General features: G+C 68.5%; 18 protein-coding genes and 1 pseudogene. 10 read left to right on the top strand and 9 right to left on the bottom strand.

Annotated elements, in window-relative coordinates; translation table 11 throughout:
- Positions 1-2: 2 nt before the first annotated feature.
- From HJC40_RS38080 to HJC40_RS38065, 4 genes are read right to left on the bottom strand one after another with little or no spacing between them, the layout of a single operon-like run.
- Positions 3-2,465 (bottom strand): glycoside hydrolase family 2 protein, encoded by a 2,463-nt coding sequence (locus tag HJC40_RS38080; protein WP_250008405.1) that lies wholly within the window; start codon positions 2,463-2,465, stop codon positions 3-5.
- Positions 2,462-3,283, bottom strand: a complete 822-nt coding sequence (locus HJC40_RS38075) for a carbohydrate ABC transporter permease (RefSeq protein WP_250008404.1) — start codon at positions 3,281-3,283, stop codon at positions 2,462-2,464. Before HJC40_RS38075 ends, HJC40_RS38080 begins: the two co-directional genes overlap by 4 nt.
- The gene (locus HJC40_RS38070; RefSeq protein WP_250008403.1) at positions 3,280-4,215 is read right to left on the bottom strand and encodes a carbohydrate ABC transporter permease; all 936 of its coding nucleotides are present in this window, start codon (positions 4,213-4,215) and stop codon (positions 3,280-3,282) included. The genes HJC40_RS38075 and HJC40_RS38070 overlap by 4 nt, the downstream gene beginning before the upstream one ends.
- Positions 4,212-5,528: an ABC transporter substrate-binding protein gene (locus tag HJC40_RS38065; protein WP_250008402.1), complete on the bottom strand. Its 1,317-nt coding sequence runs from the start codon at positions 5,526-5,528 to the stop codon at positions 4,212-4,214. Before HJC40_RS38065 ends, HJC40_RS38070 begins: the two co-directional genes overlap by 4 nt.
- A 230-nt stretch (positions 5,529-5,758) precedes the next feature.
- Between HJC40_RS38065 and HJC40_RS38060 the strand changes: the two genes are divergently transcribed.
- The 5 genes from HJC40_RS38060 (at position 5,759) to HJC40_RS38040 (ending at position 11,048) form a co-directional block, all read left to right on the top strand.
- Positions 5,759-6,952, top strand: a complete 1,194-nt coding sequence (locus tag HJC40_RS38060; RefSeq protein WP_250008401.1) for an ROK family transcriptional regulator — start codon at positions 5,759-5,761, stop codon at positions 6,950-6,952.
- 169 nt (positions 6,953-7,121) lie between these two features.
- Positions 7,122-8,105, top strand: a complete 984-nt coding sequence (locus tag HJC40_RS38055; RefSeq protein ID WP_250008400.1) for a glycosyl hydrolase — start codon at positions 7,122-7,124, stop codon at positions 8,103-8,105.
- Positions 8,106-8,128: 23 nt separating this feature from the next.
- Entirely contained in the window at positions 8,129-8,923 is a 795-nt protein-coding gene (locus HJC40_RS38050; RefSeq protein ID WP_250008398.1) for a substrate-binding domain-containing protein, read from the top strand.
- Positions 8,920-10,107 carry an AGE family epimerase/isomerase gene (locus HJC40_RS38045; RefSeq protein ID WP_250008397.1) on the top strand — a complete coding sequence of 396 codons (1,188 nt, stop codon included), beginning with the start codon at positions 8,920-8,922 and terminating at the stop codon, positions 10,105-10,107. Before HJC40_RS38050 ends, HJC40_RS38045 begins: the two co-directional genes overlap by 4 nt.
- Positions 10,104-11,048, top strand: a complete 945-nt coding sequence (locus HJC40_RS38040; protein WP_250008396.1) for a PfkB family carbohydrate kinase — start codon at positions 10,104-10,106, stop codon at positions 11,046-11,048. Before HJC40_RS38045 ends, HJC40_RS38040 begins: the two co-directional genes overlap by 4 nt.
- Before the next feature lie 59 nt (positions 11,049-11,107).
- Here HJC40_RS38040 and HJC40_RS46425 read toward each other — a convergent pair.
- Together HJC40_RS46425 and HJC40_RS38035 are read right to left on the bottom strand one after the other, a co-directional pair.
- Positions 11,108-11,580: pseudogene (locus tag HJC40_RS46425) on the bottom strand (transposase); the annotation flags it as partial.
- Between the two features lie 684 nt (positions 11,581-12,264).
- Positions 12,265-12,858, bottom strand: coding sequence for a malonic semialdehyde reductase (locus tag HJC40_RS38035; RefSeq protein WP_250008395.1), 594 nt, complete (start codon positions 12,856-12,858; stop codon positions 12,265-12,267).
- A gap of 326 nt (positions 12,859-13,184) precedes the next feature.
- Between HJC40_RS38035 and HJC40_RS46760 the strand changes: the two genes are divergently transcribed.
- On the top strand, positions 13,185-13,574 hold the full coding sequence (locus tag HJC40_RS46760) for a hypothetical protein (protein WP_374273647.1): 390 nt from the start codon (positions 13,185-13,187) through the stop codon (positions 13,572-13,574).
- Between the two features lie 273 nt (positions 13,575-13,847).
- Here the strand turns inward: HJC40_RS46760 and HJC40_RS38030 are convergent, their stop codons facing one another.
- Positions 13,848-14,732, bottom strand: a complete 885-nt coding sequence (locus tag HJC40_RS38030; RefSeq protein ID WP_250008394.1) for a helix-turn-helix transcriptional regulator — start codon at positions 14,730-14,732, stop codon at positions 13,848-13,850.
- Between the two features lie 138 nt (positions 14,733-14,870).
- Here HJC40_RS38030 and HJC40_RS38025 point away from each other — a divergent pair, with 138 nt between their 5' ends.
- From HJC40_RS38025 to HJC40_RS38015, 3 genes are read left to right on the top strand one after another with little or no spacing between them, the layout of a single operon-like run.
- Positions 14,871-15,650 (top strand): NAD(P)H-dependent oxidoreductase, encoded by a 780-nt coding sequence (locus tag HJC40_RS38025; RefSeq protein ID WP_250008456.1) that lies wholly within the window; start codon positions 14,871-14,873, stop codon positions 15,648-15,650.
- A 59-nt stretch (positions 15,651-15,709) separates the two neighbouring features.
- Positions 15,710-16,105: a RidA family protein gene (locus HJC40_RS38020; RefSeq protein WP_250008393.1), complete on the top strand. Its 396-nt coding sequence runs from the start codon at positions 15,710-15,712 to the stop codon at positions 16,103-16,105.
- 25 nt (positions 16,106-16,130) lie between these two features.
- Positions 16,131-17,237: an epoxide hydrolase family protein gene (locus tag HJC40_RS38015; protein WP_250008392.1), complete on the top strand. Its 1,107-nt coding sequence runs from the start codon at positions 16,131-16,133 to the stop codon at positions 17,235-17,237.
- Positions 17,238-17,241: 4 nt separating this feature from the next.
- On the opposite strand, the gene HJC40_RS38010 is transcribed toward HJC40_RS38015, so the two are convergent.
- On the bottom strand, positions 17,242-18,732 hold the full coding sequence (locus HJC40_RS38010; protein ID WP_250008391.1) for a GGDEF domain-containing protein: 1,491 nt from the start codon (positions 18,730-18,732) through the stop codon (positions 17,242-17,244).
- Between the two features lie 143 nt (positions 18,733-18,875).
- Here HJC40_RS38010 and HJC40_RS38005 point away from each other — a divergent pair, with 143 nt between their 5' ends.
- Entirely contained in the window at positions 18,876-19,649 is a 774-nt protein-coding gene (locus HJC40_RS38005) for an aminoglycoside phosphotransferase family protein (RefSeq protein ID WP_250008390.1), read from the top strand.
- Positions 19,650-19,716: 67 nt separating this feature from the next.
- On the opposite strand, the gene HJC40_RS38000 is transcribed toward HJC40_RS38005, so the two are convergent.
- Positions 19,717-20,451, bottom strand: a complete 735-nt coding sequence (locus tag HJC40_RS38000; RefSeq protein WP_250008389.1) for an SDR family oxidoreductase — start codon at positions 20,449-20,451, stop codon at positions 19,717-19,719.
- Positions 20,452-20,520: the final 69 nt, after the last annotated feature.

The raw sequence follows: 20,520 nt of genomic DNA, 5'->3' as shown, positions 1-20,520 counted from the left end.
CTTCACGAATGTCCTGCCAGAACTGAGGCCAGGTCGGTGACGACCCAGGGTTCCTTGATAGAGCCGGGGTCGAGCTCGATCGGGGCACGCACGTGCAGGGTGGTGGACTCGCCGGGCAGCAGGGTGACGAAGCCCTGGTCGACGGTGGCGTCCGGGTGGATCCTGTCCGGTTGCAGGAGGATGTCGCGGGCCAGGCCGGTGGCGTGCAGGTGCACGTCGAGGCCGCCGGGGACGGCTTCGGCGGTGATCGTCAGGCCGGCATCCGCGATGGGGTCCGTCAGGTAGTACAGCGCCCGCGCCGCCGCGTAGTGTGCGTGCGCGCGCATATTCCCAGGCAATGCGGCCTCATGTGGATACGCACGCACAGATGGAAGCGTTGCCACCACGAAAGCCGCGTCGTGCGCCACCTCCGGCACCGGCACCAGAGCCACCGAGCGAGCATCAGCAACAACAGGAACGGTCACGGTCGCGAGCACGGCGCCAACCGCGGAACGGTGCTCGATCACCAGATCGCCGCTCCACGAAGACGGGTCGTCGTTGAGGACGGCGACGACCAGGCCACCGTCACGCGGCTCGATCGTCAGACGGCGGCCGGCATAGACGGCGCGCAGCTCGAAGTAGAGCGGCTTGTACCGCCCGGCCCCGTCGATCGCCGCCCACGAGGTGACCGGCCACAGGTCGTTGAGCTGCCACACGATCGTGCCGGCGGTGTGCGGCCAGTGCGACCGCCAGTGATCGATACCGGTCCGCACGGCCCGCACCTGGTTGAGCTGCGTCAGGTAGTGCCATGCCTCGGTGGACGTCGGCGCCGGGAAGTGCGGCTCGAGACCACGGGCCAGTTTGCCGTTGCCGTCCTCGGCCTTCTGGTGGTGCAGCACGCCGGGCGAGTCGGGCAGCATCGGGTCGTCGGTCACCGCGTCGCGCAGGGTGCGCCAGACGGGCGGGGCCTGCCAGCCGAACTCGGCGACGAATCGGGGCGCGGTGTCGCGGTAGTTGAGGTAGTCCTCCCGGTTCCACACCTCCCACGAGTGCAGGGTCTGGTGGTCGGGCGAGTTCGGCTCCAGGTCGACCGAATCGGACCACGGGCTGCCCGCCTGATACGGCCGGGTCGGGTCCAGCGACGCCACGATCGCCGGCAGGTCCTCCAGGTAGTAGCGGGATCCCCAGGTGAGGTCGCCGCCCGGGTCGGAGCCCCAGCGCATGGCCTCGTGCAGCCACAGGTTCTCGTTGTTGCCGTTCCAGGTGATCAGGCTCGGGTGCGGCGACAGCCGGGTCACGTTGTCGTGGGCCTCGGCGAGCACCTCCGAGCGGATCGGCTCCTCCTCCGGGTAGCAGGCGCACGCGAACAGGAAGTCCTGCCACACCATCAGCCCGAGCTCGTCGCACACCTCGTAAAAGGCGCGGTCCTCGTAGATGCCGCCGCCCCACACCCGGACCAGGTTGACGCCGGCGTCGACGGCCTGCCGCAGCCGCAGCTCGTACCGCTCGCGGGTCATCCGGGACGGGAAGATGTCGTCCGGGATCCAATTGACGCCCTTCACGAAGATCGGCGCGCCGTTGACGTGCACGACGAAGCGCGTGCCGACGTCATCCTGCGACGTGTCGATCTTCACGGTGCGGAAGCCGGTGCGCCGCTCCCAGCGATCGATCTCGGTCTCGCCGTCGGTGAGCACCACGGTCAGGGCATACAAGAAAGCGTCGCCGTACCCGATCGGGTTCCACGGCGTCACATCCGGCACGTCGATCTCACGACGCACGCTCGACGACCCGGCGGGGAGATCCAGCACGGCGATCTCCCGGCCGTCGAGCAGAACCCGCGCCTGCAGCGCGATCTCCCGGGTGCGCTCGACCTCCGCGGTCAGGTCCAGCTTGCCGTTTTCGCCGTCATAGGTGCACAGCGGGCGTACGGCAGACAGGCGCGCCGTGTTCCAGCCCTCGAACCGGACCGCCCGCCAGATCCCGGCCGTGACCAGCGTCGGCCCCCAGTCCCAGCCGAAACTGGCCGCCATCTTGCGGATGAACTGGAACGGCTCCGGATACGCGTTGGGCCGGTCCCCGAGCTGATCACGCAGCCCCTCCGCCTCGGTGTAGGCCGACGTGAAGTGCACGTTCAACGAAGACGAGTCGGTCAGCGGAGAGGTCACGTCGAACCGGTAGGTCCGGTGCATGTTGCGCGTCTCCCCGACGACCACCCCGTCCAGCTCGATGCGAGCCACCGTGTCCAGGCCCTCGAACACCAGGTCGACCCGCTCGCACGCGGGCCCGTCCCAGGACACATCACGCGAATACGACCAGTCCTCGCGGCCCACCCACGCCACCGCGTGCTCGTTGTCGTCGAGGAACGGATCCGGGATCCGGCCCTCGGCGAGCAGGTCGGTGTGCACACAACCCGGGACCGTGGCCGGAATGTCGACGTCGGATCCGCGCAGCTGCCACGTACCCGAAAGGTCTTTGCTCTGGATCATTTTGTTGCTCCCGCGGTGATGCCGTTGTAGATGAAGCGCTGCAGCACCAGGAAGATCACCACGGTGGGAATGATGACGATCATGGTGCAGGCGGCGATGGTCTCCCACTGCGCCCCGTAGGGCCCCTTGAACTTGAACAGGGCGGTGGAGATGACGTTGAGCTCGGGTGATCGCATATAGAGGAAGGGGATGTAGAACTCGTTGTAGATCGCGATGCCCTTGATGATCACGACGGTGACGATGGCCGGCTTCATCAGCGGCAGGATGATCCGCCGGTAGATCGTGAAGCGCGAAGCGCCGTCCATCATGGCGGCCTGGTCGAGGCTCGGGGGGATCGACTGCATGAACTGCAGGAAGATGTAGATCGAGATGATGTCGGTGCCGAGGAACAGCACGATCGCCGACCACGGGGTGTTGACCAGGCCCATCGACTTGACGATCTGGTACGTCGCGACCTGCGTGGTGACGCCGGGGACCAGGGCGGCGACCAGGAAGAGGCCCAGGATCCACTTCTTGAAGGCAAAATCAAAACGATTGATGGCGTACGCCGCAAGCGTCCCGACCGCAACCGTTCCGGTCAGTGAGATCACCAGGATCAGGGTCGTGTTGAGGAAGCCCCGCAGCATGTCGCCGCCGGTCCAGGCGGTGGCGAAGTTGTCGAAGTTGAACCAGTTCTCCGGTGGGGTGAGGGGCCCGCTGGTGCTGTATTCCTCGCGCGTCTTGAACGACGCGAACAGCACCACCACCAGGGGGGTCAGCACCACCAGGGAGGCCAGCACGAGGGAGGCGTACTTGAAGAACGTCGCCGCTCGTCTCATGAGAGGTTCACCTCCTCGTCGGGGAGCACCCGGCGCTGGATCCAGGTGAGCAGCAGGACGATCACCAGCAGCACGACCGCCATGGCCGAGGCCAGGCCGATCTGCCGGAACTGGAAGGCCGTCTCGTACGCCTGCACCACGAACGTGCGGGTGTCGTTGGCGCCGCCGGTCATGATGAACGGGATCTCGAAGACGGCCAGGCTGCCGGAGATCGCCAGGATGAACGACAGGCTGATGATCCGGCGGATGCCGGGCGCGATGATGTGGACGAACTGGTGCCACCGGTTCGCGCCGTCGATCTCCGCGGCCTCGTAGATCTCCCCAGGGATCGACTGAATGGCGCCGAGGAACAGCACGAAGTTGAGCCCGGTGAACCGCCACACCGATGTGCTGGCGAGGGAGATGTTGGCGATGTCCGGGTCGCCCAGCCACAGCCGGCTCTGGTCGCCGAGCCCGAACCAGCGCAGCAGCGTGTCGAGGGTGCCGTCCGGCTGGAACAGGTAGAGGAAGACGAAACCGACCGCGACGGCGTTGAGCAGGTACGGGAAGAACAGGATGCCCTTGAACAGGTTCCGGAACCGGGTGTTGAACGACAGGATCACCGCGAAGTACAGGGCGATGGCGATCTGCGCGAACGACGCCACGAAGTAGTAGAGGCTGACCAGGAAGACCCGCCAGTACCGCTCGTCGGTGAAGACCCGCACGTAGTTGTCGAACCCGGCCGGTGTCATCGTGACGTCCAGGCCGTCCCACTTGTGGAAGCTGTAGAACACCATGTTGGCGACCGGCACGTAGGTGAACGTGATCAGCAGGATCAGTGCCGGCGCCACGTACAGCCAGGGGCTCTGCCAGAACCGGCGCCGCGGTGGCCTGCCGGACGCCCGGCCCGCCTTCGCGGCGGGCCGGGTGCCGGGCACGAGCTGAGTGGTCACTTCATGACCTGTGCTTGCGCGGCGCTCCACCGCTTGTCGAGGTCGGCGAAGTACGAGTCCTTGGTGCCGCCGGCGGCGCCGCGGGCGATGTCGACCAGCTTCTGCCGGTAGATGTCACCCTTCAGGTCGATCTCCGACTCCTTGATGATCTCGTCCTCCTTGCCGGCGTTCCCGGTCGCCGGCGGCACCTCGAGGAGCTCGACGCCGGTGGCGGTGAAGTCCTTGAGGCCCTGCGGCAGCTCCTGGTCGATCGCCGGCGGGATGGCCTGCTGATCGACGGCGAACCCGGACTCGGTCACGAACCACTCCAGGAAGGCGCGTGCGGTGGCCTTGTTCTGCGAGCTCTTGCTGACCGCGGCGAGCTTGTCACCGTCGATGGCGGCGTGGAACTTGCCGCCGGTCTGGTACGGGAACGGCCAGAAGGCGATGTCGGCGGGGTCGGCGCCGGCGGTCTTGGCGGCCTCCTGCACCTGCGGTACGGCCCACGAACCGAGCAGCATGCTGGCCGACTTGCCGGTGCCGAGCATCGGCTTGGACCCCTCCCAGTTGGTGGTGAGCGGGTCCTCCTCGTTGAGCTTCTGGTTCACGATGTCGAACAGCAGGCCGTCCGAGATGTACTGGATCTTGCCGGCCCGCCACGGCTGCGGGTCGGTCGGGAACTTCTCGTTGATCTGCAGGTCGCCGAGCACGACGCGGTGGTTGTTCCACTCGCTGAGCGGCCAGCCGTCCTTGTAGTTGGTGTAGTACGGCACGGCGTCGGTCTTGTCGGCGACCGCCTTGAGCGCGGTGAGGAACTCCTCCGGGGTCTTCGGCGGCGCGGTGACGCCGGCCTGGGCGAACACCCGCTTGTTGACGACGAAGCCCTTGGCGATGCCGCCGAGCGACAGGCCGTACCCCTTGCCCTCGTGGACGCCCGGGTCGATGAACCGGTACTTGGCCTTCAGCTCCTCGGTGGCGCCGAGCGGCTCGAAGAACTGCGGGTACTGGTCGAGCGCGACGACGCTGGGAATCATCAGCACGTCGCCGTAGTCGCCGCTGCCGAGCTGGGTGGTCACGTCCTCCTCGTAGTTGGTGACGCCCTCGAAGGTGACCTTCGTGCCGGGGTACTTGGCCTCGAACGCCGCCGCGTACTCCTTGAACTTGGTGTTGACCAGATCGGTCCGGTTGGTCAGGACGGTGATGTTGCCCTTGACGTCGCCGGAGAAGTCGCCCGCCGTACCGGCGTCGTCGCTGCCGGCGCCGCCGGTGCAGCCGGTGACGAGAGCGAGCGCGGTGACCGCGCCGAGGCCGAGAAGGTGCCGTCTATTGATCATGCTGGAAGCCCGTCCGCTGAGGTGTGGCTGGTGAGGGGCCCAGCATGAGACGGCCGTTACAGCGGTGTCAAGATTAGATTACTAATTTATTTTAAGCTCGGGTCGGCGCGGCCGGCCCTTTCCGCCTTGGCGAGGACGGGTACGGTAACGACTTGAGCAGGCCCGCCGCCCTGCCGCCCTGCCGCACCGCCGCCCCGCCGCTCACGGGAGAACCGGAGAACCGACCCGACATGGCACGACGAGAAGCACCCGCGGCCGGACCAGGAAGTCGTGCCCTCATCGTCGACGTGGTCCGGTCCTCGGTGACCATCACCCGCGTCGAGCTCGCCGAGCTGACCGGGCTCACCCAGCCGTCCATCTCGAACATCGTCCGCGACCTGATCGCCGACGGGATCATCCACGAGATCGGCTCCACCGACTCGACCCTGGGCCGGCGCCGCAAACTGATCGCGATCAGCCCGGCCAACCGCTTCGGCGTCGGCTTCCACCTCGGCACGGACACCGTCACCTGCGTCGCCATCGACTTGACCGGCGGGGTGGTCGGCCGCGAGGTGGTCCCCCGCCTGCCGGACGAGGAGTGGGACGCCGACCAGCTGGCTCTGCGTTTCGAGGACTTCACCGCCGGCCTCAACATGCCGGCCGGCCGGATCGAGGGGCTCGCGCTCGTCACGCCGGCGTCGCTGCCGGACCCGGGCTCCGAGCCCGCGTACGACTCAGACTTCAGTACGGTGCGGCCTGAGCTCGAGGAGCGGCTCGGGGCTCCGGTGCTCATCGAGAACGATGCGGCGGCTGCGGCGCTCGGGGAGTTCTGGAGTCGGCGGGTTTCCCGTGAGCAGGCCTTTGCGTGCATATATCTTTCGACTGACATCGGGGCCGGGTTCGTCTTCGGGGGCGCTCTACACCGTGGCGCCAACTTCGGCGCCGGGGAGCTCGGGCACGTTTCCATCGACTACGACGGGCGGAAGTGTCCGTGCGGCAACCGGGGGTGCGTTCAGCAGTATGCGTCGGTGCGTGCGATCGTGGCGGCCGCGCGGGAGGACGTGACGCTACGGGGGCGGCTGGCGCTGGACGGCAGTGAGTCGAGCGCGTTCGACGCCATTGCGCGGGCTGCAGTCAACGGGGACGCGGACGCCTATCAGGTGCTGGATGTGGCCGCGGAGCGGCTGGGCGCGGCCGCGACCTCGATGGTGAACCTGTTGAACGTCGACCGTCTGGTGCTGACCGGACCGGGGGTGGCGCGGGCGGGGTCGATCTTTGCCCGGCGGCTGCGCACGCATCTCGACCGGACCGCGCACTCTCGGCAGCGGCATCAAGTAGCCGTGGAGCTGTCGGCACAGCCCCGCGACGCGGCCGGCATCGGGGCGGCGGCGCTGGTCGTGCAGGCGTCCGTGGCGCCCGGCCATTCGTCGAGCCAGGCGGCCTGATCGCGCGTGTTCCGGTCACCCCCATCCGTTTCCAATTTTCATAAATTATTAATGTAATCATTGACACTCGAGCGGAATTGCCGTGAAGCTGGACGTCATCTCGCCGTCGCGGCACCGCCACCGGGTTCGTCGCGGCGGCACCATCCCCTGTTATTGGAGGACGCTCGGAATGAAGGTCCCCCGCCTCACCGCGGCTCTCGCCCTCGGCGTGCTGGCCGCGCCCATGGCCGCCGCACCCGCGCAGGCGTTCCCCTCGACGCCGAAGCAGACCGTGATCAACTATCTGGGGTCGATCACCGGGGCGAACATCGTCTCCGGCCAGCACAACAAGGAACCGGCAAGCAACCCGGGCCAGTACACCCAGCAGGTCCGCGACATCACCGGCCAGCATCCGGGACTCTGGGGCGGCGACATGATGTTCGACGCCGCTGACGTCGCCAACCGGCAGCGGGTGATCGACCAGGCCAGGACCGAGTGGGCCAACGGGTCGCTGGTGACGCTGACCTGGCACGCCTGCTCCCCCACCGTCGGCGCGACCTGCGGTTTCGAGGGTGGGGTCAAGACGTCGATCAGCAACACCCAGTTCCAGCAGATCGTCACCGGCGGCACTGCTCTGAACAACACGTGGCGCAGCCGGATGGCGGCGGTCGTGCCCTACCTGCGGCAGCTGCGTGACGCCGGGGTGCCGGTGCTGTGGCGGCCGTTCCACGAGATGAACGAGACCTGGAACTGGTGGGGCGGGCGTCCCGGCGCGAACGGCGGCGCGAAGATCTTCCAGCAGATGAAGGACTACTTCGACAGCCAGGGCCTGACCAACCTGATCTGGGTGTGGAACGTGCAGGACAACCCGAACGCGAACTGGTCGCAGTACTACCCGGGCTCGGGGTACGTGGACGTCGTGTCGCTCGACGCCTGGTACAAGGGCCTGCCCTCGGCGGGTGACTACAACCAGCTGCTGTCCATCGCGGCCGGCAAGCCGATCGCGCTCGCCGAGACGGGCAAGGTGCCGACCGCGGCACTGCTCAGCAGCCAGCCGCGCTGGACGTACTTCATGGTCTGGTCCGAGCAGCTGCGCGGCAGCAACAGCAACGCGGAGATCCAGAACGCGTACTTCCACCCCCGGGTGTTCAACCAGGGCGAAGTCCGGTTCTGATGTCGGGTCGCAGAGTCGGTCTGGTGCTGGCGCGAGCCTCGCAGGTACTCGGTGAGGAGTCGTACTACCACGAGTTCATCGAAGGACTCGAGCGGGTGCTCACGCCGGCCGGCACCTCCGTGCTGGTCAACGTGGTCAATTCGCCGGCCGCCGAGATCGCCACCTACCGGCGGTGGTCGGCGCAGCGGATGGTCCACGGCGTCATCATGGTCGACCTGCGTCCCGGCGACGACCGGGTTCGGCTCGTCCGCGAACTCGGTCTGCCGGCCGTGGTGATGGGCGACCCGTCCACCGCGGACGGGTTGCCCACCGTCTGGACCGACGACCATGGGTTCGCCCGTGAGGTGGTCGGTTTCCTGGCCGGGCGCGGGCACGCCGTGCTCGGTCACGTGAGCGGGCCGAGCACGCTCACGCACACCCAGCTGCGCCGGGCCGGGTTCTCCTCGTTCGGCAGCGACATCACCGTGATCGGCGTCGAAGGCGACTACTCGGTTGCCTGTGGACGGGCTCTGACCGCTCAACTGCTTGCTTCGCGGCCCACCGCGATCGTCTACGACAACGACCTCATGGCGCTGGGCGGGCTCGAGGCGATCCGCGCCCACGGGCTGCGGGTGCCGGAAGACGTGTCGGTCGTCGCCTGGGACGACTCGGCGCAGTGTCAGCTGGCGGTGCCTGCCCTGTCCGCCATGAGTCATGACGTCTGCCAGGTCGGGGAGATCGCCGCGTACGCCGTCCTCGACGCGATGCGCGGGGTGGCCCCGGCCGCCGTTTACGAAGCACCGAAAGCCCACATCGTCGAACGTGAAAGTACCCGATGAATCATTTTGTCTGGCTCGCCGAGGAAACGGGGCGCCTGCTCGAATTCGGACGTTCCTTCCCGCACCCCTCCGGTGGGGCGGCCTGGCTGGGTGTCGACGGGAAGCCTGATCTGTCCGCTCCGGTCTATACGTGGGTGACGGCGCGGATGGCGCATGTCTACAGCGTGGCTGATCTGCTGGGGGTGCCGGGGGCGGGGCCGCTGGCGGATGCGGCGCTGGCCGGGCTGACCGGGGTGTTGCACGACTCCTTGCACGGCGGATGGCATCCGTCGTTCTCCGATCCCTCGGGTAAATCGTGCTACGACCATACGTTTGTGGTGCTGGCCGCGTCGTCGGCCACCCTCGCGCAGCGTCCGGGGGCTCGGGAGTTGCTGGCCACCGCTCTGGACGTCCTTGATCGGTTCTGGGAGCCCGCGCACTCGATGTTCGCCGACCGGTGGGACAGGGGCTGGGTCGCTCTGGACGGCTATCGGGGTCTGAACGCCAACATGCATGCGGTCGAGGCGATGCTCGCGGCGTTCGACGCGACCGGGCAACCTTCGTATCTGCAACGGGCGCTGGCGATCACTACGCGGGCGGTCGGCTGGGGGTCGCAGTTCGGCTGGCGGCTGCCGGAGCACTACGACTCCTCGTGGAATCCGCTGCCGTCGTTCAACCGGGACCGTCCGCGTGATCAGTTTCAGCCGTTCGGCGCCACGGTGGGGCACGGGTTGGAGTGGTCGCGACTGATCCTGCACCTCGAGGCGGCGCTCGGCTCCTCGGCCGAGGGCTGGATGCTGCCGGCTGCCGAGGCTCTCTTCGCGCAGGCGGTGAAGGACGGGTGGGCGGTGGACGGCGCCCCCGGCTTCGTCTACACGACGGACTGGGACGGGACGCCGGTCGTCCGCGAGCGGATGCACTGGGTCGCTGCGGAGGCTCTCGCTGCGGCGGCGGCCCTGCATACCCGCACCGGCGACTCCTCCTATGCGGACTGGTTCGAGACCTGGGTCGCGTACGTCCGTAAGCACTTCGTCGACCTGGCGGGCGGGTCGTGGTGGCACGAGCTGGACGTCGCCAACCGGCCGGGGTCGTCGACGTGGTCCGGGAAACCCGACCTGTATCACGCCGTCCAGGCGATGATCATTCCGCGGGCGCCGCTCGCTCCGGGTCTGGCGGCGGCGTGCGCGATCGGAGCGGTGCGTTGACCCGCTTCCTGGTGGTCGGCGAGTCCATCGTCGACGTCATCGTTTCTCCTTCCGCGGGCGATGGCTCGGCCGATCGCGAGTTGCCCGGTGGCAGCCCGGCCAACGTCGCCGTCGGGCTGAGCCGGCTCGGCCACGACGTCAGCCTGTGGACCCACTTCGGCGACGACCCCGGCGGCGACCTGCTCCGCGCACACCTCACCGGCGCGGGCGTCGACCTGCTCTCCCCCGTCACCGGCACGACCTCCCGAGCGGTCGCCGAGCTGCAGCCCGACGGTTCGGCCCGCTACGACTTCGCCGTCACCTGGCCCAGCGGCATCACACCCACCATCACCGCCGACCACCTGCACACCGGCTCGATAGCCGCCCTGATGTCCCCCGGCGCCGCCGACGTCGAGCACCTTCTGCGCACCCGCGGCCCCGACACCACCGCCAGCTACGACCCCAACATCCGCCCCGCCCTGGTCGGCGACTGCCTCGCGCCTGTGGAGCAACTGGTTGCCCTCGGCGACGTCGTGAAAGCCAGCGACGAGGACTTGGCTCACCTCTACCCCGGCGTCCCCGCCCTCGACGTCGCACGTCGCTGGCTCACCCTGGGTCCGTCACTGGTCGCGGTGACGCTGGGCGCATACGGCGCCTTCGCGGTGGCCGCCGACGCCCACGTGATAGTCCCTCCCGTTCCCGTCACCGTCGTCGACACGGTGGGCGCCGGCGACGCCTTCATGTCCGGCCTGCTCGACGCCCTGTGGCAGCGAGGATTGCTCGGCCCCGGCGCCCGCCCCCGTTTGAAGGCCGTCACCGCCGCCGACCTCCACGACGTCGTCTCGCGCGCAGCCCTGGTCGCGGGCCTGACCGTGGCCCGAGCCGGCGCCGCCCCACCGACCAGGAAGGAGTTGTGGCTTGAGCACTCGATTCCTGGAAGCAAGCCAACGGCCGACGCGTAGGCGGCGAGACTCACTTGACCGTCGATTGCCTCATAGACGTACGCAACGTCGAGTCCCGGCCCGGGACCGGTCGGCACGCGATGGGAACAGGCGACGGCGAGGACGTAGCCCCGGTGGTGGCCGCGCAGTACGGCGGCCAGGTGTGGGTCACCGCCGTAGGCCTCGTTGCCGGCGACCCACCGGCACGGCAGTCCGCCGGTGACGGCGGCTTCGATGAGGCGGCGTGCCAGCTGTGGTTCGGTGGCGAAGGCAACCGTGTCGGGCACTGTGGCCTCGGCCGCCGGTCGGGGTCGTCGGTCCAGGATTTCGGCAGGTAGAGGGCGGCATCGACGAGGGTGTGCCCGAGCGGTGAGACGGAGGACAGGTGCACCGCGAGCCGGCAGTTCCCGATCTTTCCGGCGGTGCCGGAGTACTGGCGTTGCACGCCGGCGGTCCGGGTGCCTTTCTTCAGGTCGCCGGTCTTGTCGACGATCAGGATCGCGTCGCGGTGCCCGAGGTGGGCTGTCACGAAGTCGCGCAGCCACCGCCGCAGTTTCGGTAGTCCACACCACCACTGAGACGTGGCGGTGGTTGCTTGCGTCCACGGACAAACCCGCACCCTCACAGCAGCTCAGCACGGATCTCCTGCTGGAGTACTAGCCCGTTCGGCAGACCATATATTTGTTGACTATTGGCATGGAGTCGGCGACATGGGCCCCGGTCATCTGAAAAATGCCGAGCGAGAACGGCCCTTTCACAACAGCTTCGACACTCGTGGCACTGGTCCGTGCAGGACGGGTGCGGCCCGTTGACGATCAAGGTATTTGCGAAGACAACCGTGATCGAGAACGAAACCGCACCCGCCGATGGCGTCATCACCGACCGAGATCGTGATGGCGCAGCGACCCCCGGACAAGCCGTGCCCGACTGCGGTAACCGATGGTGATCGCCTGAGCTTGTTCGTCGCGGCGCCCGCTCCGGAAACCAACGAACTTCCCCATCGCCATGGCTCGGTAACTCTCACGTGCCGAATGGAACGCAGTCGGCGGCCCATCACATCGAAATGGCAGACCAGGAACGTGTTGCGCGGCCGGCACCACCGGATCGATGAGCCGGCCGGTGCAACCTCCGCCCCTTGACCTGACGATGGGTCTCATGAGCTCAACACACCGCTTGACGGTACGCCCGGACTTACCTCAGAGCCTGTGACTCCACAGCGGAGGCGGAAAGCGATTGATCATGAGGCCCACTGCACCACATCGTCATGGCCGAGGCGCGGCAACCGGTCGGATGTCGGGCCCTGGTGCGGATGACCGATGTTGACCACCAAAACCGACCGGAAGCGGCCGTCCGGGAAGAACTCGGCGTCAACGCCGGCAGAGTCGAAACCGGCCATCGGCCCGGCCGCCAGGCCCACGGCCCGGATTGCGAGGATGAAGTAGCCGGCCTGCAACGTCGCGTTGAAGGTCGCGGTCTGCGACCGCCCCTCGGCGTCCGCGGCGAAGACCTCCTTCAGGTCAGGTCCGAACGGCAGCAGAACCGGCATGTGCTCGTGGAACCGGGTGTCCATGGCGAGTACGGCCACCGCCGGCGCGGATGCCGTCTTGTCCTGGTTACCCTCGCTCATGTGCTTGACCAGCCTGTCCCGGCCAGGGCCAGGACGCACGTAGAGCACCCGCAACGGCTGGGTGTTGAACGAGGTTGGTGCCCACCGAACCAGCTCCCAGATCGCGGCCACCTCCGCGTCGCTGACTGGTGTGTCCGCGAAGCTGTTCGGGGTCCGTGCGCCGGTGAACAGCACCGATTTCGCTGTTTCGTCGATCTTTTCCATGTCGCTCCCGCGCATATAGTGAACGTGTGTACCGGAGGATGAAGCGCCGGTTGGTCTATCGCGCGGCCTCTTCGGCCCGCGCTTTCCCAACGACGGCCTCGCGCATTCGCAGATAAACTCGACTACGACCGGGCCTTTTGCTAGGTAACACCGTGTCGTAGGAACAGGGTCAAATTATTTCAGTGTGATCTACATCCCGGAGATCTTGCGGAACAATACTGCTGGATGGGAATTCAAATCGGCAAGAGCACTGTGATCGGCAGGAGCACTGTGATCGGCAAGGGCACTGTGATCGATCATGCGAAGGACGTCGCAGGACCAGACAATTGACAGGTCGCAGCTATCACTTCGACCTCGGCGACCTGAAGGCCCGGTTCACTTTCGATTCATCCGTTCAAGGCAGCTTCGTCGTGGCGGGGCTTGCCCTTGACGGTTACGGCGAAACAGTCGTGCTGAACCTGCACGAGATCTGCGAAGACGTTGATCTGAACTCCTGGGCGGAGGCGAGACGACTCGATCCTGGCGCCGGCCGAACGCAACGTCCGGCTCGCCCGCGAAGCAGGCGCGAACGCTCAGCGTCAGCCGTGGAAGGCCCTGCCGGAGGGCTGGTATCCCCATGTGCGTCTCGATGTCGATGCGCAGATCACCGCGATCGCCGGAGCCAACGGGCGAGCGTCTGTGGGGTTCTTCCGCCGCCCCGCCCCGACAACGGATAGCCGCGAGCAGAAGCGTCAGTGTGAATCGCGGGCGCTGTACAAGAAACTGCTTGTCGATGTGGCCCGCGGCGACGAGAGCATATTCAAGGGGCTCCGCCAGGCCATCAACGAAGGCAAAGAAGGTGAAGTCAGCGGCCTCGAAGGCACAATCAACGAAAGTCTCGCGCGGCACCTCCATCTGTCGCGCTGGTCGGCACGGCAGCCGTCGATCCTTTCGATATCAGGTGCCGCTCCATTCGACATCACGTCGTTCGGATTGCCGCTCGATCCGAGTCACACCGTTCGTTCTGGCAAGCCCTGTCGTTCCGGCAAGCCCTGTCGTTCTGGCAAGCCCTGCCGCGTACGGATATCTCCATCGTCGGCCAGTCCGGCCAGGAGTTGCAGGGCGTCCGCGGACGGGCTGCCCGGAGTCGCCGAAAGCACGAGCAACTCCATGCCCGATTCATCCGTCATGGCAAGGTTTTCCTGATGAAGCTCGATCTCTCCGACCAGCGGGTGCCGGAAGTCTTTGCGCCCGTGTGTCCGGGCGCGTACGTCCGCACGGGCCCACAGGCGCCGAAAGCGCTCGCTGCCCATTGCCAGCTCTCCGATCAGCGCAGCCAGGCGCGGGTCCCCGGGGTACTTCCCGGTCGCCAGGCGCAGGTGCCCGACCACGGTGAGGGTGCACTCGTCCCAGCCGGCGTACAGGCCGCGCTCCGCTTCCTCCAGGAAAAGGTGCCGGGCCGTGTTCAGGCCTTTCATGGGGCGGCCGTACAGCTGCTCGGCGAGGCGATTACCGGCGGCCACGTCGAGGCGGTGGTCGACGATGAACGCAGGAGCGTCGGTGATCAGATCCAAGATCCGCGGCGATTCCGGACGCAGCCGCCCGCTGGGCGACTTCGCACGCCGGCGTCTCTGCCGGGCCAGCCGGAGCAAATGCCCGCGTTCGGTGTCATCGAGTCCGAGGACTCGCGCCAGCGCTTCGAGAACCTGTTCCGATGGCTGGGTGGCGCGCCCCTGCTCGAGGCGCACGTAGTAGTCGACGCTCACCCCGGACAGGAGCGCTATCTCTTCGCGGCGCAACCCGCGGACCCGACGGCGGCTGTCCACCGGGATGCCCGCCCCGGCCGGGTCGACCCGGGACCGGCGGGTGCGGAGGAAACCTGCGAGATCGTCCATCGGTCGAGTATTGCTCGGGCGTCGGCGGTGAAGGTGGTCTCGCCAGTACCAGGAAGTCGTGCCCTAGGGACGAAGCGTCCCTGAATGGCGGCCGCCTGGGTGTGGAGGGTGGGAGTTACCCGATCCGAAGGAGACAGCATGAAGACGCTGATCGTCTACGCCCACCCGGAGCCGAGATCACTCAACGGCTCGCTCAAGGACCTGGCGGTGACCACGCTGGAGAAGGCCGGGCATCAGGTGCAGGTCAGTGACCTGTACGCGATGAATTGGAAGGCCGTCGCGGACGCCGCGGATTTCGGCCCGTCCGCCTCGAACCCGCTGAAGGTCGCCCCGAACTCCGGGCGGGCCTTCGACACCGGGACCCTCACTCCCGACATCGTCGCCGAGCAGGAAAAGCTCCTCTGGGCGGATACGGTCGTCTTCCAGTTCCCGTTGTGGTGGTACACGATGCCGGCCATCCTCAAAGGCTGGGTCGACCGCGTCTTCACGGCCCACTTCGCGCACGGCATCGGCGAGTTCAGTGATGTCAGGTACGGCGACCGATTCGGCGAGGGGACCCTTGCCGGTCGACGAGCGCTCCTGTCCGTGACCGTTGGAGGGCCGGAGTCGCACTATGCCGAGCGCGGGATCAACGGCCCGATCGACGACGTGCTGTTCCCCATCAACCACGGCATCCTGTACTACCCGGGACTGGAGGTCCTGCCGCCGTTTGTGCTGTACAGCACGGACCGGACCACTCACGAGGACTTTCCGGACATCGCCAAGACCTGGGAGCAGCGGCTGCTGACCCTGGAGTCGACCGAGCCGATCGCATTCCGGCGGCAGAACTTCGGTGACTACGAGATCCCGTCGTTGAACCTGAAGAAGGGGCTGGAGCCCGCGGGTCGCACAGGTTTCGGGCTGCACGTTCGGCACTAGGGCGTATCTGACGTCGGCAATTCCCACAATTCTGCGTAGCCGAAACGGAGGTAATGTTCATGTCATTGCTTCATCTCGATCCCGAGGGTCTTCATCCCCTCCCGGGCCTCCTCAGCCACGCCGTCGTTCTCCCGGAGGCCGGTCTGGTGTACCTGTCCGGGCAGGTCGCCATGAACAGCTCTGGAGATCTGGTCGGTGCGGGCGATCACGGACAGCAGGCGGAGCAGATCGTCCACAACATCGACACAGCGCTTGCCGCTGCGGGTACCAACCGGTCGCGCGTGGTGAAGGAAGTCATTTATATCGCCGACTACCGGCTGGAAGTTGTCACGCCGATCATCGCCGCCCTCCGGCAGGGGAGCACGACGCCACCACCGGCGCAAACCATCGTGGGCGTCGCCGCCCTCTATGCGCCCGAGTTCCTCGTTGAAGTAGACATCGTCGCCGCCATCTGACCATTGCAGTACTAGGGTCGCGTCCATGCCCCATCTGCCGCTGGCTACGACCGCCGCCCTCGACGACCTGCGTGCCCGGCTGCGCGCAACCCGGTGGCCGGACGCGCCGGAGGACGCGGGCTGGTCGATGGGCGCCGATCTGGACTACCTGCGCGAGCTCGTCGCGTACTGGGCCGACGGGTTCGACTGGCGGAAACAGGAGGCGGCGCTCGACCGGTTCCCGCACGTGTTCCGCGAGGGCATCCACGCCGTGCACGCGCGCGGGACCGGTCCGGCGCCGTTCCCGCTGGTGCTCTGCCACGGCTGGCCCGACTCGTTCTGGCGCTACACCAAGGTGATCCCGCTGCTGACCGATCCCGGCGCGCACGGCGGCGACCCGGCGGACGCGTTCGACGTCGTGGTGCCCGACATGCCGGGGTACGGCTACTCCGACCCGCCCGCCCGGCCGCTCAACTCCATCGACGTGGCCGGGCGGTGGGCCTCGCTGATGACCGGGTTCGGCTACCAGCGGTTCGGCGCGGCGGGCGGCGACATCGGCAGTCACGTCAGTCGCTATCTGGCGCTCGACCACCCCGGCCGGGTGATCGCCGTGCACCGCATGGACGCCGGGCTGCCGGGCCCGGTCGATCCGGACACGCTGACGCCCGAGGAACGCGAGTGGCTGTCGGGCGTCGCCGGCTGGGGTGCGGCCGAGGGCGCGTACGCCGCGATGCACCGGACCAAGCCGCAGACCGCGGCCGTCGGTCTCACCGATTCGCCCGCGGGCCTGGCCGCGTGGATCGTCGAGAAGATGCGCGCGTGGAGCGACACCCCGTTCACCCGGGACGAGATCCTGACGAACATCACGATCTACTGGCTGACCGGCACGATCGGCTCGTCGATGCGGATGTACCGGGCCAACGCGGCCATCGACCCCGCGCAGCTCGGCCGGCGCGTCGAGGTGCCGTCCGGCTTCGCGCTCTTCCCCGGCGACATCGTGCGCCCGCCGCGGGCCTGGCTCGACCGCATGGCCGACACCGTGCGCGTCACCTGTCCGCCGGCCGGCGGCCACTTCGCGCCGTTCGAGCAGCCCGAGCTGTACGCCGCCGAGTTGCGCGAGTTCTTCCGGCCGTACCGGACGCGGTTGTCCTGACGGCTCAGGCGGTCGAGGTGACCGTGGAGGCGGGCTCCTCGTAGCACTTCCAGGTGCCCTTGCCGTCGCGCTTGGCCGCGTACATGGCCAGGTCGGCGCTGCGCAGCAGGCTGCCACCGTCGTCGCCGGGGCCGGCGCAGGCGATGCCGATGCTGGCGTTGGCCCGCACCACCGTGTCCTCGTACGGGATCGGGGAGGCCAGCTCGTGCAGCACCCGGTCGGCCGTCTGCGAGGCGCCGTCGACGTCGCAGTCGCGCAACAGCACGGCGAACTCGTCGCCGCCGAGACGGGCCACCAGATCCTCGGTCCGCACCGACGCGCGCAGCCGGTCGGCCACACCGGCGAGCAATGCGTCACCGGCCGCGTGGCCGAGCGTGTCGTTGACCGCCTTGAAGCCGTCCAGATCGATGAGCAGCACCGACGTCGTGTCAGCGGCGGCGGGCGCGGCCAGCGCGGCGGTCAGCTGCTCGTGGAAGGACGTGCGGTTGGCCAGGCCGGTCAGGCCGTCGGACAACGCCTGATGCCGCAGCCGGGTCTCGTGCTCGCGCAGGTCGGCCAGGGTGGCGTCGAGCTGGTCGATGAGGCGGGTGTTGTCGCGGAACGCGGCCAGCTGGCGGCACACGACCAGCGCGAAGATGAGGCCGAGACCGGTCACCGCACCCCACAGGCGGGCGTGCGGGCCCTCGGGGATCGTGGTGAGCACCGCCGTGAAGGCCACGGCGATCGACCCGTACGGGAGAAGGCTGTAGGGCTTGCGGCGGCGCGAGCCGAAGGCCGCGGTCTCATCGAAGCGGGCCAGCAGTTCCTGCACTCGCGGGCCGACCGCGATGAGCAACGACGGGAGCAGCCGGACGGCGTAGACGTGGGCGGGCATCGGGCCTTCGGCGCCGGGCGCGAGGAAGAAGCCGACGGCGTTGACCCCGGCCGAGGCGACCAGCGGGAGGGCGGCCGCCTTGTGCATGGGGGCGTTGCCGCTGAGCACCAGCTTCACCGCCGCGAACCCGGAGGTGAGGATGACCGCGCCGGTGACCAGCTGCCCGAGGACGTCGTCCGGGCCGGCCGCGAAGCACCAGGCCACCACGGCCCCGCCGACCAGCACCGTGGCCGAGTCGAGCCAGAACGCCAGGCGCTCGCGGCGGGTGCGCCCGGGGATGGGGTACAGCAGCATGGCGATGATGAGGGCGGCCAACCCGGCCGTGAAGCAGACCGCCTGCACGGCGCCGCCCGAGGTGGACCACTGGTCGCGGGATGCCAGGGCGATCGCCACCTGCACGGTGTCGCCGACCGTCAGCAACGCCCCGGCGACCGCCATCACCAGCCAGAACCGCCGCACCGAGCCGGTCGCCCGACGGCCGACCTGCCACGACGAGTAGGCGAGCAACAGGTCGAGCGGCGGCTGGAACAACCAGAACACCCGCACCTGCGCGTCGGCCCGCCCGTCCAGCGCGACGAGCAGAACGCTCCCGGCCAGCGTCCACAACACGGCCGCGATCATCACGGGATCACGCCGTACCGTCCGGAGGACCGACCTGTGCTGGTTCACTCCGACGCTATCGGCAACCGGAACGCCCGGTTGAGCGTTGGCCCGCCCACCGAAATCCGTGTGACAGCGGCGTCGCGGGTCGGCACGATGCGGGCATGACCGACTGGGAGATGCCGGCCAACCTGTTGTCGACCGTGGGGAAGCATCCGCCCTTCGACGAGTGGGTGGCGCGGCTGCCGGGGATCGTGGCCGGGCTCGCCCGGCGGTGGGGGGTCGAGGTGGGGCGGCCCTATCAGCCCGGCGGCACCGCGTCCTGGGTGGCGCCGACCCGGGACGGGCGGGTGCTCAAGGTCGGGTGGGCCCACTACGAGGCGCGGGACGAGGCGGCCGGGCTGCGGGTGTGGGACGGCCGGGGCACCGTCCGGGTCTTCCGCTCGGACCGTTTCGAGCAGACCGACGCCCTGCTGCTGGAGCAGTGCCGGCCGGGGACGACCCTGGAGGCGTCGCTCCCGCCGGCCGAGCGGGACGAGGTGGTCGCCGGGCTGCTCCCCCGGCTGTGGATCACGCCCGCGCCGGACGCCGGGTTCCGGCCGCTGCGCACGATGGTCGAGGCGTGGGCGCGGAGTGTCACCCCGGAGAAGCTGCCCGACCCGGGGCTCGCGCGGGAGGGCCTCGACGTGTGGCTCGGCCTGCCCGGCACTGCCGACCGGGAGGTGCTGCTCTGCACCGACCTGCACGCCGGCAACGTGCTGCGGTCGGAGCGCGAGCCGTGGCTGATCATCGACCCCAAGCCGTACGTGGGTGATCCCGCCTACGAGCCGGTCCAGCACATGCTCAACTTCCCCGACCGCCTGGCCGCCGATCCGGGAGCGTTCGCCGACCGGATGGCCGGCCTGCTCGGGCTCGACGCCGAGCGGGTGCGCCTGTGATTGTTCGCCCGCTGCGTCGTCGAGTCCGGGCGCGACCCGGAGCTGTGGAAGGTGGCCGGGCGGCTCGTCACCAGGGGACGACCCCCTCGTCGTTGAAGAACGAGCCGCTCGGGCCGCCGTCGGGCAGCGTGGCCAGCCGGATCGGGGTGGCCGCGGCGTCGCCGACCGGCCGGCCCTGGAAGCCGGTGAAGTCGGTCGCGACCAGGCCCGGGCAGGCCGCGTTGACGAGGATGCCGGTGCCGGCCAGCTGCCGGGCGTAGTGCACGGTGAGGGCGTTGAGGTACGACTTCGTCGGCGAGTAGGCGGCCATGATCGGGCCCACGTTCACGGCCGGGTCGGCCTGCCAGGTGATCGACCCGACGCTGCTGGAGATGTTGACGACGCGGGGCGACGGCGAGCGGCGCAGCAGGGGCAGCAGGGCGTTGGTCACCCGGATCACCCCGTAGACGTTGGTGTCCACGACCGCCCGGACGACCTCCAGGTCGAGCGTGGTCGGGTCCTGCGTCCAGCCCGGCCCGGTCTCGCCCGAGATGCCGGCGTTGTTGACCAGGACGTCCAGGCGCCCGGCGCGGTCGCCGATCAGCTCGGCGGCCCGGGCGACGCTGCTGTCGCTGGTGACGTCCAGCGGGACCGCGAACGCCTCCACCCCGGCCGCCCGCAACTTCTCGGCGGCCGCCTCGCCCTTGACCCGGTCGCGGGCGCCGACCACCACCCGGTGGTCCCGGGCGCCCAGCCCGGCCGCGATCTCGTACCCGAGTCCCTTGTTCGCGCCGGTGACCAGCGCGGTCTTCTTGTCGCTCATGAAGCCGATGATGGCCCGCAGCCGCGTCCGGTCCTTACACCGTTCCGGTGCTCTGTCATACCGGAGCGG

It is taken from the genome of Actinoplanes sp. M2I2 (assembly GCF_023544445.1).
In the GTDB taxonomy this organism is placed as follows: Bacteria; Actinomycetota; Actinomycetes; order Mycobacteriales; family Micromonosporaceae; genus Actinoplanes.
This window is presented reverse-complemented; position numbering and strand designations above follow the sequence as displayed.

What these genes read in the sequence shown, in the direction of transcription:
- HJC40_RS38080 (WP_250008405.1), bottom strand. Translation starts at nt 2,465, where the DNA reads ATGATCCAGAGCAAAGACCTTTCGGGTACGTGGCAGCTGCGCGGATCC.
- HJC40_RS38075 (WP_250008404.1), bottom strand. Translation starts at nt 3,283, where the DNA reads ATGAGACGAGCGGCGACGTTCTTCAAGTACGCCTCCCTCGTGCTGGCC.
- HJC40_RS38065 (WP_250008402.1), bottom strand. Translation starts at nt 5,528, where the DNA reads ATGATCAATAGACGGCACCTTCTCGGCCTCGGCGCGGTCACCGCGCTC.
- HJC40_RS38060 (WP_250008401.1), top strand. Translation starts at nt 5,759, where the DNA reads ATGGCACGACGAGAAGCACCCGCGGCCGGACCAGGAAGTCGTGCCCTC.
- HJC40_RS38055 (WP_250008400.1), top strand. Translation starts at nt 7,122, where the DNA reads ATGAAGGTCCCCCGCCTCACCGCGGCTCTCGCCCTCGGCGTGCTGGCC.
- HJC40_RS38045 (WP_250008397.1), top strand. Translation starts at nt 8,920, where the DNA reads ATGAATCATTTTGTCTGGCTCGCCGAGGAAACGGGGCGCCTGCTCGAA.
- HJC40_RS38035 (WP_250008395.1), bottom strand. Translation starts at nt 12,858, where the DNA reads ATGGAAAAGATCGACGAAACAGCGAAATCGGTGCTGTTCACCGGCGCA.
- HJC40_RS38030 (WP_250008394.1), bottom strand. Translation starts at nt 14,732, where the DNA reads ATGGACGATCTCGCAGGTTTCCTCCGCACCCGCCGGTCCCGGGTCGAC.
- HJC40_RS38025 (WP_250008456.1), top strand. Translation starts at nt 14,871, where the DNA reads ATGAAGACGCTGATCGTCTACGCCCACCCGGAGCCGAGATCACTCAAC.
- HJC40_RS38020 (WP_250008393.1), top strand. Translation starts at nt 15,710, where the DNA reads ATGTCATTGCTTCATCTCGATCCCGAGGGTCTTCATCCCCTCCCGGGC.
- HJC40_RS38015 (WP_250008392.1), top strand. Translation starts at nt 16,131, where the DNA reads ATGCCCCATCTGCCGCTGGCTACGACCGCCGCCCTCGACGACCTGCGT.
- HJC40_RS38010 (WP_250008391.1), bottom strand. Translation starts at nt 18,732, where the DNA reads ATGATCGCGGCCGTGTTGTGGACGCTGGCCGGGAGCGTTCTGCTCGTC.
- HJC40_RS38005 (WP_250008390.1), top strand. Translation starts at nt 18,876, where the DNA reads ATGACCGACTGGGAGATGCCGGCCAACCTGTTGTCGACCGTGGGGAAG.
- HJC40_RS38000 (WP_250008389.1), bottom strand. Translation starts at nt 20,451, where the DNA reads ATGAGCGACAAGAAGACCGCGCTGGTCACCGGCGCGAACAAGGGACTC.